Annotated in this window: 15 protein-coding genes; 6 read left to right on the top strand and 9 right to left on the bottom strand. The window is 70.1% G+C overall.

Features of this window, described 5'->3' with window-relative positions; genetic code table 11:
* Positions 1–41 precede the first annotated feature (41 nt).
* The 5 genes from Pph01_RS17995 to nucS all read right to left on the bottom strand — a co-directional run bounded on the left by Pph01_RS17995 (position 42) and on the right by nucS (position 4,167).
* The gene (locus Pph01_RS17995; RefSeq protein WP_239116800.1) at positions 42–647 is read right to left on the bottom strand and encodes a TetR/AcrR family transcriptional regulator; all 606 of its coding nucleotides are present in this window, start codon (positions 645–647) and stop codon (positions 42–44) included.
* Between the two features lie 223 nt (positions 648–870).
* Entirely contained in the window at positions 871–1,725 is an 855-nt protein-coding gene (locus Pph01_RS17990) for an ABC transporter permease (RefSeq protein ID WP_204074261.1), read from the bottom strand.
* 75 nt (positions 1,726–1,800) lie between these two features.
* The gene (locus tag Pph01_RS17985; RefSeq protein ID WP_204074260.1) at positions 1,801–2,628 is read right to left on the bottom strand and encodes an ABC transporter ATP-binding protein; all 828 of its coding nucleotides are present in this window, start codon (positions 2,626–2,628) and stop codon (positions 1,801–1,803) included.
* 123 nt (positions 2,629–2,751) lie between these two features.
* A complete protein-coding gene (locus tag Pph01_RS17980; protein WP_204074259.1) occupies positions 2,752–3,312 on the bottom strand; it encodes a hypothetical protein in 561 nt (186 codons plus the stop codon).
* A gap of 180 nt (positions 3,313–3,492) precedes the next feature.
* Positions 3,493–4,167: an endonuclease NucS gene (gene nucS, locus Pph01_RS17975; RefSeq protein WP_204074258.1), complete on the bottom strand. Its 675-nt coding sequence runs from the start codon at positions 4,165–4,167 to the stop codon at positions 3,493–3,495.
* Between the two features lie 57 nt (positions 4,168–4,224).
* Between nucS and Pph01_RS17970 the strand changes: the two genes are divergently transcribed.
* From Pph01_RS17970 to Pph01_RS17955, 4 genes are all read left to right on the top strand, one after another.
* Positions 4,225–5,733 carry a 3-hydroxyacyl-CoA dehydrogenase family protein gene (locus Pph01_RS17970; protein WP_204074257.1) on the top strand — a complete coding sequence of 503 codons (1,509 nt, stop codon included), beginning with the start codon at positions 4,225–4,227 and terminating at the stop codon, positions 5,731–5,733.
* A gap of 92 nt (positions 5,734–5,825) precedes the next feature.
* Positions 5,826–6,143: an Rv1322 family protein gene (locus Pph01_RS17965; RefSeq protein ID WP_204074256.1), complete on the top strand. Its 318-nt coding sequence runs from the start codon at positions 5,826–5,828 to the stop codon at positions 6,141–6,143.
* A 192-nt stretch (positions 6,144–6,335) separates the two neighbouring features.
* Positions 6,336–7,040 (top strand): alpha/beta hydrolase, encoded by a 705-nt coding sequence (locus tag Pph01_RS17960; protein ID WP_204074255.1) that lies wholly within the window; start codon positions 6,336–6,338, stop codon positions 7,038–7,040.
* 127 nt (positions 7,041–7,167) lie between these two features.
* The gene (locus Pph01_RS17955; RefSeq protein WP_239116799.1) at positions 7,168–7,905 is read left to right on the top strand and encodes an alpha/beta fold hydrolase; all 738 of its coding nucleotides are present in this window, start codon (positions 7,168–7,170) and stop codon (positions 7,903–7,905) included.
* 159 nt (positions 7,906–8,064) lie between these two features.
* Here Pph01_RS17955 and Pph01_RS17950 read toward each other — a convergent pair whose 3' ends face one another.
* Positions 8,065–9,360: a DivIVA domain-containing protein gene (locus Pph01_RS17950; RefSeq protein ID WP_204074253.1), complete on the bottom strand. Its 1,296-nt coding sequence runs from the start codon at positions 9,358–9,360 to the stop codon at positions 8,065–8,067.
* A 183-nt stretch (positions 9,361–9,543) separates the two neighbouring features.
* Positions 9,544–9,966 carry a methylmalonyl-CoA epimerase gene (gene mce, locus Pph01_RS17945; RefSeq protein WP_204074252.1) on the bottom strand — a complete coding sequence of 141 codons (423 nt, stop codon included), beginning with the start codon at positions 9,964–9,966 and terminating at the stop codon, positions 9,544–9,546.
* 110 nt (positions 9,967–10,076) lie between these two features.
* On the opposite strand from mce, the gene Pph01_RS17940 reads away from it, so the two are divergent.
* Together Pph01_RS17940 and meaB are read left to right on the top strand one after the other, a co-directional pair.
* Positions 10,077–11,276: an acetyl-CoA C-acetyltransferase gene (locus Pph01_RS17940; protein WP_204074251.1), complete on the top strand. Its 1,200-nt coding sequence runs from the start codon at positions 10,077–10,079 to the stop codon at positions 11,274–11,276.
* 2 nt (positions 11,277–11,278) lie between these two features.
* Entirely contained in the window at positions 11,279–12,238 is a 960-nt protein-coding gene (meaB, locus tag Pph01_RS17935) for a methylmalonyl Co-A mutase-associated GTPase MeaB (protein ID WP_204074250.1), read from the top strand.
* Positions 12,239–12,331: 93 nt separating this feature from the next.
* Here meaB and Pph01_RS17930 read toward each other — a convergent pair whose 3' ends face one another.
* Both Pph01_RS17930 and Pph01_RS17925 read right to left on the bottom strand, forming a co-directional pair.
* Positions 12,332–13,021: a DUF4230 domain-containing protein gene (locus tag Pph01_RS17930; protein ID WP_204074249.1), complete on the bottom strand. Its 690-nt coding sequence runs from the start codon at positions 13,019–13,021 to the stop codon at positions 12,332–12,334.
* Between the two features lie 86 nt (positions 13,022–13,107).
* Complete coding sequence (locus Pph01_RS17925; protein WP_204074248.1) at positions 13,108–14,928, bottom strand: hypothetical protein; 1,821 nt, start codon at positions 14,926–14,928, stop codon at positions 13,108–13,110.
* Positions 14,929–15,023 lie beyond the last annotated feature (95 nt).

The following is a 15,023-nucleotide window of genomic DNA, read 5'->3' as shown; positions in this document are numbered from 1 at the left end:
ACGCAGGCCCCTCGTTCCCCGGGTCGTCGAGCCGGGACGGCTCACGCGCCGAAGGCGCAGCGGAAGATGTGCACGGCGGCGTCGATCACCTTGTCGGTGGGCGGGGCGGGGTTGGCGAGCACCCACTCGATCAGCAACTCCGTGATCGCCCCGATCAGGCCGAGGGACAGCAGGTGCGTGTCGAGGGAGTGGCGCTGCGGCACGTCCTGGACGACGCCTTCGATGATCTCCGAGAACGCCTTCACCGTGTGCTGGCGGGCGGCGGTCAGGACGTTCCCGGCCCGGCGCACCTCCAAGTGCATGACGCGGGCGCGCCGGACGTCCTTGGTGACGAACCGGACGTACTCCGCGATGCCGGCGACGATCCGCTCGTCCAAAATCGGCGGAGCCTTGTCGATGGCCTGGTTGACCGAGGTGAGGGTCTCCTCCACGCACCGGTAGTAGACCGCGTGCATCAGATCCTCGCGGCTCGAGAAGCACTCGTAGAACGCCCGGTTGGAGATGCGTGCGGTGGTGCACAACTTCTCGATGGTCGTGGCGTGGAACCCCGGGTGGGCGAAGAGGGTGTAGGCCGCCGTTATCAGCCGTTCCCTCCGGTCGGCGAGCCGCTCCGCGGCAGACATGCCCCGGTAGTCACGTCCCGTCAATGTTCCACCTCGCGCCGTCATACCCCCCGGAATTCTCCATTATGAAGGCAAGATCCTTTATACGGAAGTGCCACGAAACGGGCACTTTCCGTATATGCCGAGGTGGCCAGAAGGCTTGACATCCGGATAAACCGGTCACTCTGTCATAACCGGTCCGCGTTGCCGCGACCACACATCGTGGTCGCCTCCCGCCGGGCTGATCCGGTCCGCCCGGCGTCCGCAATCACCCGTCGCGGCGGCTCTTCCAGCGGAACGTCGTCAGGCACAAAACGGCGCCTCCGATCAGCCAGGCGCCGAGGACCAGGGCGACGCGGTCCAGCTCGTAGGACTTCGCCGCCTCCAGGGCGGCTCCGCCGTCCCCCAGGAAGACCGAGCGGAAGCCCTGGCACATCCACTTCAGCGGGAAGACCGACGCGATGTTCGTCAGCCACGTGGGCATCGCCGTGAAGGGGATGAACACCCCGGAGATGAACTGCAGGACCACGAAGGGCATGCTGATCACGGCCGCGGCGCTCTTGGCCGACCTCGGCAGGCTGCTGGCCGCGATGCCGAGCAGTGCCGAGCCCGAGACGCCCAGCACGAACACCCAGACGAACGTCACCCACTTCGACGCCTCGGAGGGCAGGTCGAGGTCGTACATCGTGACGCCGATGGCCAGCAGGATGAGCACTTCGAGGAGCGCGATGATCAGAACGATGAGGACCTTGCCGAAGAAATACGCACTGGGCGGCATCGGCGTGCCCGCCAGCCGCTTGAGCGTGCCGTCTTGGCGTTCGGTCGCGATGCCGATGCCGAGGTTCTGGAAGCCCGCACCCATGACGCCCGCGCCGATCAGGCCCGCCGTGTAGAGCTGGGAGACGGTGACGCCGGTGCCTTCCAGCTCCCCGGCGAAGATGGAGCCGAACAAGACGAGAAGGACGATCGGGAAGGCGAACGTGAACACGACCGCGTCCTTCTCCCGGAAGAACATCTTCGTCTCCACCACCGCCCTGGCCAGGCCCACCTTGACGGTGGACGGCATCGGTCCGGAGACGACGGTGGCGGGGCGTGTGCCGGCGGTTTCGACTGTTTCAGCCATGGGGGCCTCGATCGGGTGGTGAGGGATGATGTCCGTTCGCCGGCCCGCGCCGGCGGCAGATGGGCGGGATCCGGATCAGGAGGGCTCGATCAGGCGGAGGTAGATGTCCTCCAGCGAGGGGCGGACCACGGCCAGCTCGGGGATCTCGCCGTCGAAGCGCCCGCTGAGCTCCAGCACGGTCTTCGTCGGGGTGTCGGTCTCGATCGAGCCGCCCGCCCAGCTCACCCGGGCCTTGGCCGTCGCACGGCCGCCCAGGGTCGCCGGATCTCCCGCTGCCACGATCTTCCCTTGGGCGATCACCGCGACGCGGTCGGCCAGCGTCTCGGCCTCCTCGAGATAGTGGGTGGTCAGCACGATCGTGGTGCCGTCGTGCGCCAGGCCGGAGATCAGATCCCAGAAGCGCCGCCGCGACTCGGGGTCGAAGCCCGTGGTCGGCTCGTCGAGGAACAACAACTCGGGTCTGCCGACGACGCCGAGGGCCACGTCGACCCGTCGCCGCTGGCCGCCGGAGAGCTGGCGGACACGCTTGCCGGCGCTCTCGGTGAGCCCCACCATCTCGATGACCTCGTCCGGGTCACGGGACGCCGGGTAGTACGTCGCGTACAGCCGCATGATCTCGCGGACGGTCAGTTCGGGGGCGTCCTGGTTCGTCTGCAGGACGATGCCGATCCGGGAGCGCCATTGCCTGGTGGGCCGTCCGGGATCGGCGCCGAGCACGCTCACCTCTCCGGAGTCCCGCTTCCGGTAGCCCTCGAGGATCTCGACCGTCGTGGACTTGCCCGCTCCGTTGGGACCGAGGATGGCGAACACCGCGCCGTGTTCGATCTCCAGATCGATTCCGGCGACCGCTTCGACGCCGCTGTACCGCTTCGTCAGCCCGCGCACCTGAATGGCGTGTGTCATGCGTACAGGTTCATGGATCTACGACCGTCGCGTCACCCCCAAATGGGATGATTCGCCGGTCCTCCGTACGAGGGAAGGCGCTCCCGGCAGGCGGGGGAGCCGCCGGCCGGGAGCTGAGGACGGTCAGGCGCCGAGGATCTCGAACCGTTCCGCCATGGCCGTGAACAGGGCGTCGTCCTCGTCCGGCACGGACGACCCGAGGCCCAGGCAGAAACGCACGCCGTCATCGACGACGAAGTATTCGCGGACCGCCCACACCCGGCCGGCGTCGTGCCGGGCGCAGTCGAGCCGGGCGGCCCGCCGCCCGCCCAGATCGGCGTCCGAGATGACGAAGTCGGCGTATCCGGCGGCCAGCAGGGTGCCCTGGACGAGCTCGGCGACGTCGGCCGGGGTCATGCCGGGCCGTCCGGGTCCGCGAAAGACGATCATGCTGTGCCTGCGGTCGGACGGCTGGCCGAAGCGGGCGGTCTCCCAGGGGCTGTTCTTCAGGTTCGGCGGCCGCTCGTCCCAGTCGTCCGGAACGTGTACGGCATAGCCGTACTCGGCCTTCTCGATGCGCTGCCATTCCATCTGCCGCTCCTCGGCGTCGATGCGTCGAAGGTTCCTCAGAGCAGCGGTGTAGGACTCTCCCGTACGGCGGGCGCGTTCTCGGACTCGGCGCTTGAAATGCTTGTTCGCTGTCATCGGACCCTCGACACCACGCAGGCTCGACCCCCGGCGAGGAACCCTGTGGCGGGTGAATGACCAGCGATCCGAGGAGCAGGTCCCCTTTGCCTCCGCCAGGCGGCCCTGCCGGGGAAGGCCGAAGGAGGTTGGGCGTTGGATCGACGCCGACCCCCCACAATAACCCCCCTCGACGGGCGTTCAGAAGAGAGTGGGATTCTCCGGTTCGATGCCCCGCAGGCCGTCGTAGTCGAGGATGACGCAGTCGATGCCCCGGTCCGCCGCGAGCACCCTGGCCTGCGGCTTGATCTCCTGTGCGGCGAATATGCCCTTGACCGGCGCCAGCCGGGGATCCCGGTTGAGCAGCTCCAGGTAACGCGTGAGCTGCTCGACGCCGTCGATGTCCCCGCGGCGTTTGATCTCGACGGCGACGCTGCCGCCGAGGTGGTCGCGGCAGAGGATGTCCACCGGGCCGATCGCCGTCATGTACTCGCGGCGCACCATTGTCCAGCCGTCGCCGAGGGTGGTGATGTGCTCGGCGAGCAACTCCTGGAGATGGGCCTCGACGCCGTCCTTCTGCAGACCGGGATCGATGCCGAGCTCGTGACTCGAGTCGTGGAGGATCTCCTCGATCGTCAGCACGAGCTTCTCGCCGGTCTTGCCGTGGATGACCGACCAGGTGACCGATCCGTCGATGTTCTCCTCGCGGATCTTGCACGGCGGATTCATCCAGTTGAGGGGCTTGAAGGCCCGGTCGTCCGCATGGATGGACACCGAACCGTCCGCCTTGATCAGGATGAGTCGCGGCGCCATCGGGAGATGAGCCGTCAACCTTCCCACATAGTCCACGCTGCACCGCGCGATGACCAGCCGCATGGCCGCCAACCCTACCGGGCCTGAGGCCGTGACGAGGCACTCTGGGAAACTGGCTCCATGACGCGGACGTTCGAGACGGTCGGTGTGGTCGGGCTCGGGACCATGGGCGCGGGCATCGCGGAGGTGTTCGCCCGCGCGGAGATGAGCGTGATCGGCGTCGAGGCGGACGAGGCGGCCCTCGAGAGGGGCCGCAGGCACCTGGAGACCTCCACGGCCAGGGCCGTCGCGAGGGACAGGATGAGCGCCGAGCAGCAGTCCGCCCTTCTCGGCCGGATCACCTTCACCACGTCCCGGGAGGACCTGGCGGACGTGGATCTCGTCGTCGAGGCGATCCCCGAGCTCATGGAGTACAAGCGGGGGCTGTTCTCGGATCTCGACCGGATCTGCAAGCCGTCCGCCGTGCTCGCCACCAACACCTCCTCGCTCTCCGTGACCGCCATCGCCGCGACCACCTCCCGCCCCGCGCAGGTGGTCGGCATGCACTTCTTCAACCCGGCACCGGTCATGAGGCTGGTCGAGGTGATCGGCACCGTCGTGACCGAGGACGGCCTCGCCGGCGAGATCGCCGACCTCGCCAGGCGGCTCGGCAAGACGCCGGTGACGGTCGGGGACCGGGCGGGGTTCGTGGTCAACCGGCTGCTGCTCGGCTATCTCAACCACGCGTGCGGCCTGCTCGAATCGGGGCTCGCCTCCCGGGACGACATCGACGCGGCGATGAAGCTGGGCCTCGGCCTTCCCATGGGCCCCTTCACGCTGCTGGACCTCATCGGTCTCGACACGTCGTACGAGGTGTGCGAGGTGTTGTTCCGCGAGAGCAGGGACCCCCGCCACGCGCCGGCCCCCGTCCTGCGTGAGTTCGTCACCGCGGGGCTGCTCGGCCGCAAGACGGGCCGGGGCTTCTACTCCTACGCCGAGGGCGCGCCCACGGTCCCGGAGCCCGGCCCCAGGGCCGCGGTGTCGATGGTGGGCATCGTCGGCAGCGGGCCCGAGGTCGCCGGCCTGGTCGCCGATCTCGACGCCGCCGGATTCAAGGCGACGGTCGCGGAGAGATCCGATCTCACCCCGGTGGCCGACGCCGACGTGGTCGTCGCGCTCTCCGACCGGCCCGTCGTCGAACTGGCCGTACGGCTCTCGCATCCCGAACGGCTCGTCGGCCTGCATCTGGTGGGGGACCGGGTGGCCGAGGTGGCCTCGACCGTCCTGACGTCCGAGGAGGTCGCGGGAGCCGTACAGGATCTGGTGACCGTGCTCAGACGCACGCCTGTGCGGTGCGGCGACCGGGCGGAGATGGTCGTCGACGCGCTGTTGTACCCCTATCTCAACGACGCGGTCCGCATGGTGGACTCGGGTTACGCGACGGCCGGGGACATCGACGACGCGATGAGGCTGGGCTGCGGGTATCCCGCCGGGCCGTTCGAGATGCTCGACTCCATCGGGCTGGAGCGGGTCAGGGACGGCCTGCGCGCGCTCTACGCCGAGTACCGCGAGCCGTCGTTCGCCCCCGCGCCGCTGCTCGACCAGCTCGTGACGGCCGGAGTGCCGGGATTCCGCGCGTACGCGCGCTGACGGGAGCCTGAAACAATGCGGAGGGATATGCCGTTTTGTCGTGTGTCAGGTGATCTCTCGCAGGACACATCCCCCCGAGGAGGACTGTCGCCGTGAGCCCGCGTCGTGCCCGCCGCCGCGGCCCGTTCGAGCGTCCCGACGGCCGTGGGGCCGGACGGCCGGTCGAGTCGGTGCCCGGCGTGGACCGGGTGGAGACCGCACCGGACGGCGACTGGGTGGTGCGGAACGTGTCCGGCCCGGCCCTCGGCAAGGCCTATCGGTGTCCCGGCTGCGAGCAGGAGATCCGGTCCGGCGTGCCGCACATCGTGAGCTGGCCCGCCTGGCCCGGAGGCGAGGACGAGCGGCGGCACTGGCACACGGCCTGCTGGAGGAACCGGGCCAACCGGGGTCCCGGGCGCAATCGCTATTGAAGGCACGTGCATGATCACGTACGGCGTGTGCCCACGTCGGCGGGGATGTCTCCGAGTCCGCGCATGATCACGAATGGTGGACGGCCAGGTCAGGTGGGACGGCGCCGAATCTGTGCATGATCACGACGGGAGAAGTGGGCGGTCAGGGATACTGTGGGAGAAATTGTGCATGATCACGCTGGAGGGGTCGGGATGGACATCAGGGCGTCGACGGTCCTGCCCGCCAAGCGGGAGGACATCGAGCTGAACACGGCCGACGGTCTGACGCTGGTGGGAGAGCTCGCGCTTCCGGAGGGCGGGTCGCCCGCCGCCACCCTGATATGCCTGCACCCGCTTCCGACGCACGGCGGCATGATGGACAGCCACGTCCTGCGTAAGGCGTCCTATCGGCTGCCGGCCCTCGCCGACCTGGCCGTGTTGCGCTTCAACACCCGCGGGACGACCTCCGATCGCGGCACGTCCCAGGGGGCGTTCGACGAGGGGGAGGGCGAGCGTTTCGACGTGGCCGCGGCGCTGGAGTACGCGGACTTCCACGACCTGCCGAATCCCTGGCTGGTCGGCTGGTCGTTCGGCACCGAACTGGCCCTGAAGTGGGGAAGGGACCCCCTCGTCCAGGGCGCGATCCTGCTGTCGCCTCCGCTCCGCCGGGCCACCGACGCCGACCTCGACGCCTGGGCCGAGTTCGGCCGGCCGCTGGTCGCCCTGGTGCCCGAGTTCGACGACTACCTCCAGCCGGAGGAGGCCAGGCGGCGCTTCAGCCGGGTGCCCCAGGCCGAGGTCGTCGGGGTCGACGGGGCCAAGCACCTGTGGGTTGGCGAGCCGTACGTCCGGATCGTGCTGAACGAGATCGTCAAGCGGGTCAACCCGTCGGCGGCCCCGCTGCCCACCGCCGGCTGATCCGCCGGAGTCCGACCACCGGATTCCGACCGCGCCGCGGGTGATTCGGTGCGGGGAGGGTGGCAAGCGGCCGATCGCGGGTTACCTTGACGTGATGCAGCTTTACTCGCGATCAGCCGGGAGGGGCATGCCCCTCGTGCTGCTCCACGCCTTCCCGCTCTCATCGGCGATGTGGCTCGCGCAGCGGGAGGCCCTCGCCTCCGATTGCCGGGTGATAACCCCGGATCTACGCGGCTTCGGCGGTTCCCTCCTGGGCGAGGAGGACCCCTCCGTCGACGCGATGGCCGACGACGTGGCCCGGCTGCTCGACGACGAGGGCATCGACCGCGCGGTGATCGGCGGCCTGTCGATGGGCGGCTACGTCACGATGGCCCTGTGCCGCCGCCATCCGGACCGGCTGACCGGCGCCATATTCGCCGACACGAAGGCGAGCGCGGACACGGAGGCGGCCCGGGCCAACCGGGAGCGGATCGCCGCCGCGGTGCTCAACGGCGGTGCAGGGGTGCTGCTGGAGGACGTCCTGCCCACGCTGCTCGGCGCGACCACCAAACAGCGCAGGGGCATGGTCGTCGGACGGGTCCGCGGCCTGGTGCAGGCAGCCCCACCCGGAGCGGTGGCCTGGGCCCAGCGCGCGATGGCCGGGCGACCGGACTCCTTCGAGACGCTGCGGGCGCTGAACGTGCCGGTCCTGGTCGTCGTGGGCGACGAGGACGAGTTGTCCCCGCCCTCCGACGCCGAGGCGATGGCTCAGGCCGTCCCGGAGGCGAAGCTGGCGGTCATCGAGAAGGCTGGGCATCTGTCCGCTATCGAACAGCCTGAGGCCTTCAACGCGGTCGTCGCGGAGTTCGTGCGGTCGCTCCGCTGAGGGTCGGTCCGCTGAAATTCGGTCCGCCGAGGGCGATTCATTGAGGGGCGTCCACTGAAGGCGATTCAATTTGAGGCGGGCACGAACAGGGCCCGGCGGGAACGATCCCGCCGGGCCCCGTTCGGATAGCCGTCGCCAACTCCCCGAAAGCGCCGACCTTTACTCCTGCCACCATTCGGCGTCGTCGTCCGCCTTGGGGGCGGGCTCGGCCGGCTTGGGCGCCGCGACCGGCTTCTCGCTCACCGGGGGCGCGGCCGACAGGGCCGGCTTCGGCGGAGCGGCCGTGACCGGAGCGGGCTCGGGCTCCATGCCCGGGAGCGCCGCGCCGCCGAGCAGTTGCCGCAGCTGGGCGAGGTGGCTGGTGATGCTGTCGCGCTGACGCGTGAGCTCGTCGACCTGCCGCTGCATCGAGGTGCGCGTCCGCTCCGCCTCGTTCTTGGCGTCGGTGACGATCGAATCGGCGCTCGACTTCGCCTCGGCGACGAGCTGGTCGGCGTTCTTACGTGCGTTCGCCAGCAACTGCTTGGCGTGCGTGTCCGCCTCGCGACGGGTCTGGTCGGCCTGCTGCGTGGCCTTGGTGGCCCGCTGCTCGGCGGTGGCGGCCCGCTGCTCGGCCTCGGCCACCAGCTTCTGCGTGTTGGCCTGCGCGGTGGCGTGCCGCTCGGCCTCCTGCCGCTCGGCGTCCTCGCGGCGGGCGGCGAGCTGGATCTCGAACTCGGCCTCGTCCTGGGCGCGCTTGGCCTCGGACTCCTCGAGGACGCGCTGAGCCTGGGCGCGCATCTCGTCCGCCTGGCGCTTGGCCGTGGTCAGCACCTCGTCGCGCTCACGCTTGGTGGACGCGCGGAGCTGGGCGACCTCACGCTCGGTCGTGGTGCGCAGCTTGGCGATCTCGCGCTCGGCGTCGGCGCGCTTCTCCGCGACCTCGTGGTCGGCGGTGGCGCGCAGCTTGGCGACCTCACGCTCGGTGGTCGAGGTCAGCTCGTCGGACTCGCGCTTGGCGGTGGAGCGGATCTCCTCGGCGTCGCGCTCGGCGTTGCCCCGCATGTCCTCGGCCTCGCGGTTGGCGAGGGCGCGCTTCTCGGCGGCCTCGTTCTCCGCGGCGGCCCGCAGGTCGGCCGCGTCCACCCGCGCCGCGGCCTTGATCTCGTTCGCCTCGGACCTGGCCGCCTGCACGAGCTCGGTGGCCTGCTCCTCCGCCAGGCGCAGCAGCTGCTCGATGCGGGCGCCGAGGCCGGAGTAGGTCGGGCGCTCCTGCTCCTGCAACTGCCGCTGCGAGTCGGACAGGTCGCGCTGCAGACCTGTGACCTGCTCCTTGGCCTGACGCAGCTCGGTGTCGAGCGTCTTCAAGTGGTCGTGGACCTGGTGCCGGTCATAGCCCCTGAGCACCACGTCGAATTCCCGAGAAGGGGCGTCTTCGAAGAAATTATTGAGCTGGGCGTCGATGTCGGACTGCATGAGGCTCGATCCTGGTTGTCGAGACGGCTACACGGGCCGGACGGGGGGTTCGGACATCCGAGGCGGGGAGCCCACGGGCATCCACCTCCGGTGGTACGCCAGCGTACTCCGACACCGCTGCCTTGGCGGCCCTCTCCGACTTTCTGCGCTACTTGTTACGTATGAACGTTTCTTACGTTTGGATCAACGCCGGGATGTCTCCACCAGTTCGGTGAGCACCCCTCCGATGTCTTTCGGATGGAGAAAGGCGATGGAGGCGCCCATCGATCCGTGCCGCGGCCTTTCGTCGACCAAACGAACACCTTTCGCGGAGATTTCCTCGAGGGCTTTGGTGATGTCCGTCACTCCGTATCCCACATGGTGCACACCCTCGCCGCGCTTGGCCAGGAACTTGCCGACCGCGGTGTCGGGGTGGAGCGGCTCCAGCAGTTGCACATAGGACGCGCCCTGATCGCCGTCCGCCACGTGCAGCATGGCCTCGCGAACGCCCTGCTCTTCGTTGATCTCCCGGCTCACGACGGTCAGGCCGAACACCGACTCGTAGAATTCGATCTTCTCGTTCAGATTGTGGCAGGCGATTCCCACATGATCGATCCTGAGCAGCATTTCGGGACTCCGTTTCGTGTGTCGTTCGACGGCGGGCGCTCTCGCGGTCGACCGGTGCCTGCTGGGTATGGTGGCACCGTCGCCCTGATCTCGTGATGGAGGCCCCTCGAATGTCTGGTTCCGTCATCGTCGCCGGAGCTCGCACGCCCATCGGAAGGCTCCTGGGCTCGCTCGCCGACCTTTCCGCCGCCGACCTCGGCGGCATCGCCATCGAAGCCGCCCTGTCGCGTGCGGGGGTGGCTCCCGACCAGGTGCAGTACGTGATCATGGGCCAGGTTCTCCAGGCCGGGGCCGGTCAGATTCCGTCACGGCAGGCCGCCGTGAAGGCGGGCATACCCATGACGGTCCCCTCGCTCACCATCAACAAGGTGTGCCTGTCGGGCATGGACGCCATCGCCCTGGCCGACCAGCTCATCAGGGCGGGGGAGTTCGACATCGTCGTCGCCGGCGGCATGGAGTCGATGACCAACGCGCCCCACCTGCTGCCGGGCCTGCGCAAGGGCGTGAAGTACGGCAACTCCGGCGTGGTCGACTCGATGGCGCTCGACGGGTTGACCGACGCGTTCGACCAGGTGGCGATGGGCGAGTCGACCGAGCACCACAACGCGCGGCTCGGCCTGACCCGGCAGGAGCAGGACGAGTTCTCCGCCCGGTCGCATCAGCTCGCCGCCCAGGCGACCAAGAACGGCCTGTTCGACGACGAGATCGTCCCCGTCTCCCTGCCGCAGCGCAAGGGAGAGCCGGTCCTGTTCTCGGCGGACGAGGGCATCCGCCCCGACACGACCGTGGAGGCCCTGTCCCGGCTGCGGCCCGCGTTCACGAAGGACGGCACGATCACCGCGGGGTCGGCCTCCCAGATCTCCGACGGCGCCGTGGCCGTCGTGGTCATGTCCCGGACCAGGGCGGAGGAACTGGGTCTCGAGTGGCTGGCCGAGATCGGCGCGCACGGGAACGTGGCCGGCCCGGACAACTCGCTGCAGTCCCAGCCCGCCAACGCGATCAAGCAGGCCCTCGGCAAGCAGGGGGTGACGACGGGCGACCTCGACCTGGTCGAGATCAACGAGGCGTTCGCCCAGGTGGTGCTCCAGTCGGCGAAGGAGCTGGACCTCCCGCTCGACAAGGTCAACGTCAACGGCGGCGGCATCGCCCTGGGCCACCCGATCGGCGCCTCCGGCGCGCGTATCGTGCTGAGCCTCGCGCATGAGCTCAAGCGCCGCGGCGGCGGTCTGGGCGCCGCGGGCCTGTGCGGTGGCGGCGGCCAGGGCGACGCCCTGATCATCCGGGTCCCCTCCGGTCGCGACGGAAGCTGACCGTGGACGTCCGCGAGCTCGCCGCCGACGCGCGACGCGGCCGGCCGCGCGCGGTGGCCCGACTGCTCTCCCTGGTCGAGAACGCCGTGACCGCCCCCGAGCGCGCGGCGACGCTCCGCGAGGTCATGGCCGAGCTCGCGACGGGGACGCGCAAGCCGTACAGCGCGAGGGTGATCGGCCTGACGGGCGCGCCCGGCGTCGGGAAGTCGACGACGACGGGCATGCTCATCCGGGCCTTCCGCGCCCGTGGCAGCCGGGTCGGCGTGCTCGCCGTGGACCCCTCGAGCCCGTTCACCGGCGGCGCGCTGCTCGGCGACCGCGTGCGGATGCAGGACCACGCGACCGACCCCGACGTGTTCATCCGCAGCATGGCCAGCAGAGGGCACCTCGGCGGGCTGGCGTGGGCGACGCCGCAGGCGCTGCGCGTCCTCGACGCGGCCGGGTGCGACGTCATCCTCGTCGAGACCGTGGGAGTCGGCCAGGCCGAGGTCGACGTCGCCCGCCTGGCCGACACGACGCTCGTGCTGCTGGCTCCGGGGATGGGCGACGGCATCCAGGCGGCGAAGGCGGGGATCCTCGAGATCGCCGACGTGTTCGTCGTCAACAAGGCCGACCGCGACGGCCTCCAGGCGACCGTGCGCGACCTGCGGAACATGGTCGCGCTCGCGACCGCGCCGTGGCGGCCGCCGATCGTGCCCACGGTGGCGGCGAAGGGCGAGGGCGCCGAGGAGTTGCTCGCCGCCCTCGACAAGCACGCCGCCCACCTGGAGGAGTCGGGAGAGTTCCGCCGCCGGAGGCTGGCCCGCGCCAGAGACGAGATCGAGGCCATCGCGCTCGCGCAGATAAGGTCGCGGCTCGCCGATCCGCACGTGGACCGGCTCGAGGGGCTCGCCGAGCGCCTGCTCGAGGGCGCCGTCGACCCCTACTCGGCCGCGGACGACCTCATCGCCGCGCTCGGCTGACCCCGTTCAGGTCGCGTACGGCCCGCGCCTCGTCGGGGGCCGTACGCGAGCCCTCCCCGGCCGGCGGAGCGGAGCCCGCGGGCCTCAGGGGGTTCACGGTTCGCCGCTGTACTCGATGACCACGGTCGTGAAGCCGAGGGCCTTCAGCATGCCCTCCAGCGTCGCCTTGGTGTTCTGGTCGGCCCGGTTGCGCAGATCGCTCGAGGCCGCGGTGTCGGCGATCTTCTGCTCGGCCAGCATGTACAGCTCCTGCTGGTTCCCCGGTGAGGAGGACAGGAAGTCCGACACCCGGTCGAACAGGCCGCGTTGCTGGGCGAAGACATAGGACTTCCGGTTGTCCAGATTCGGTTTCTCCAACTGCGCGTGCGGCAGCCGTACCGTCACGATCTTGCCGTCGGGCGAGACGGTGATGGCGTCCTTGGAGAGTCTGGAGAAGTCGACGTAGGCGTCCACGTTGCCGACGCCCACGAACAGCGTCCTGGTGCCCTTGATGGCGTCGGGCAGGAAGTTGGCGTCCTTCTCAAGATCCACGATGACCTGGAAGTTGCCCGTGGCAGCCTCGTATCGGCTGAGGTTTTGGATCGACTTCAGCAGCACCGGGCTGCTGCGGTCGATGGTCTCCTCCCCGAGCGGGTTCAGCCACGACCAGGTCAGGCGTGCGCCCACGACGACCAGGAGGATGACGAAGAGGAGGCCGGCGAGCAGTCGCCAGCCTCTGCGTGGGCGCCGGGGGACGGGTTCGTCGGTGTCCGGCGTGGGGAGGGGTCGGGTCTGACGGTCCACGGGAGGACATCTTCCCCTTATTCTCCCGATCTCACATCCACGCGATCTTCGCCTGGGCCGCCGGGGAACCGGATGACACGACCGATTCACCACTCGAAATCGTGGTGACGGCGGTGCCCGCGAAAGCCGTCCGAGGCGCCCACAGGGGACAGCGCGGTGCGGTCACCCGGGAGGCGCTCCTGGCCCGGGCGGAAGTCGGTGCCGCGGCGCGAGTCCTGGCTCCCATCCCGGCCGGCCCCGTCCGGACCGGGGTCCTCACCGGGCCGGGGGCCTGTGGTCTCGCCTCCGTCACGCCGCGGCGGGTCCTGCTCGGGGCTGGGGCTGCCGGGAGTGTCGGGAATGGTCCCGGGGGCGGGGGAGGACCCCGGTGCGGGAGAGGCGCCGCCGTCGGTCCCCGAGCCCGTACCGCCGTCCGGCCCCGTGGTCTGCCCTGTCCCGCCGCCGGATCCCGGGACCGGCCCGGGCGTCGTTCCCGAACCCGTTCCAGAGCCCGTTCCGGGGACCCCGCCTGGAGCAGGGACGCCGCCGGGGACCTGCCCGGCCGGCCCGGACGGCGTGGGCACAACGGGGGCCGCGGAAGGGTAGCCGCCGGGGCTGGGGGCCACGGGGTACACGGGCGCGAAGTGGGCGTCGTCGTGGACGGGATACCCGGTCATGTTCGGGTCCGCCTGCCTCGCGCCGCCGCCGAAATGCCTGCTCTGCAGCCCGCACGAGACGAAGTCCGAATAGAACATGCGCAGCCAGTCGCGCCGCTGGGTCTCGGTGAGCTCGGAGAACCACACCGCGGCGTACCGATGCTCGGGCAGCGGGCCCGCCGGCAGCGGCTCGTTGCGGAGCCACGAGATCACGATCGCCCGGTAGCCCGCGGTGACCGTCGCGGGGCACGGCTTGGCCAGCCGGTCGAGGAACTCGGCCGCCGCGCGGTCGGCGTACCCGTCGTTCAGGTCGTCGACGTGGATGAAGGCCACCCCGGGGTATGGCTGGTCGCCGTCGTCGGGGGAGTGCTGCTCGACCCGGTTGAACGCGGCAGGAGTCCCCGTCAGCCTGGCGGCGATCGTCGTGAACGTGCTCACCAGCTCGGTGAGGCCGGCGCGCATCGCGGGATGCACGCACACCGTGATCGGCCACTCCTGGCAGCTGTAGACGAGCCGCTCGCTCGCGGCAACGGTCTGGGGCTCGGTGACCAGCCGGGCGGCACCCGTCCCCGCGGCCATGACGGCGATCACGGCGGCGGCGAGCGCGAGCATCCGCCCGGTGACGAGCGCCACCCACCCGAGCAGGAGCGCGGCGCTCAGGCCGAGCAGCCACAACGTCTGGTCGGTGAACGCGGTCGTGCTCATCCCCTCGAAGAGGTCGTACGGCTCCCGCGTCGAGGGAGCGAGCCTGTCCGCCCAGGTGAAGTTGCCGGCCAGCCAGGTGAACAGCACATAGGTGCCGAGACCGGCGATCGCCGGTGTGGCGATGAGGGGGAGCAGCCAGCCGACGATCCAGCCCACCACCACGTAGAGGGCCAGCGAGGCGACGCACATGGCCAGGCCGCTGGGCACCAGCCGTCCAGGTTGCTCGCCCAGGCCGGCACGCAGCCCGAGCACCAGGACGGTGGTGCCGAACGAGCCGGTCACGACCACGAGGATCGCGAGCGGGGCCTTCACCGCCCGCCACGGAGTGACGGCCTTGCCGCTGCTGCCGCGATGCTTGCGCACCGCCACCCACGCCGCGAACGCCGCGGCCACCGGGCCGGTCAGCCGGAGCGAGCCGATGACCGCCATCACGATGTCGTCCCAGCTCATGAAACCGGGTATCAGGGCGCTCCACGCGACGACGAGCCCGAGCGCCAGCAACACGGTCACCGTGACGACCGTGCCGTGCTTGAGCTCCTCGCGTGAAACGCCCCTGTGGTTACCCACGGCCCAGCGCGGCCCCTGGCCACGCTTCTGTCGATATACGGCGCGCGCTACGCGCCGGGACAGGCATGCTGCCCATCAAGCACCCCCCGTGCCTG

The organism is Planotetraspora phitsanulokensis, assembly GCF_016863295.1.
GTDB lineage: Bacteria > Actinomycetota > Actinomycetes > Streptosporangiales > Streptosporangiaceae > Planotetraspora > Planotetraspora phitsanulokensis.
The sequence above is the reverse complement of the archived record's forward strand: the minus strand, read 5'-3'. Positions and strand labels throughout refer to the sequence as shown.

Coding starts and splice junctions, on each gene's coding strand:
- Pph01_RS17990 (WP_204074261.1), bottom strand. CDS start 1,725: ATGGCTGAAACAGTCGAAACCGCCGGCACACGCCCCGCCACCGTCGTC.
- Pph01_RS17985 (WP_204074260.1), bottom strand. CDS start 2,628: ATGACACACGCCATTCAGGTGCGCGGGCTGACGAAGCGGTACAGCGGC.
- Pph01_RS17980 (WP_204074259.1), bottom strand. CDS start 3,312: ATGACAGCGAACAAGCATTTCAAGCGCCGAGTCCGAGAACGCGCCCGC.
- nucS (WP_204074258.1), bottom strand. CDS start 4,167: ATGCGGCTGGTCATCGCGCGGTGCAGCGTGGACTATGTGGGAAGGTTG.
- Pph01_RS17970 (WP_204074257.1), top strand. CDS start 4,225: ATGACGCGGACGTTCGAGACGGTCGGTGTGGTCGGGCTCGGGACCATG.
- Pph01_RS17960 (WP_204074255.1), top strand. CDS start 6,336: ATGGACATCAGGGCGTCGACGGTCCTGCCCGCCAAGCGGGAGGACATC.
- Pph01_RS17955 (WP_239116799.1), top strand. CDS start 7,168: ATGCCCCTCGTGCTGCTCCACGCCTTCCCGCTCTCATCGGCGATGTGG.
- Pph01_RS17950 (WP_204074253.1), bottom strand. CDS start 9,360: ATGCAGTCCGACATCGACGCCCAGCTCAATAATTTCTTCGAAGACGCC.
- mce (WP_204074252.1), bottom strand. CDS start 9,966: ATGCTGCTCAGGATCGATCATGTGGGAATCGCCTGCCACAATCTGAAC.
- Pph01_RS17940 (WP_204074251.1), top strand. CDS start 10,077: ATGTCTGGTTCCGTCATCGTCGCCGGAGCTCGCACGCCCATCGGAAGG.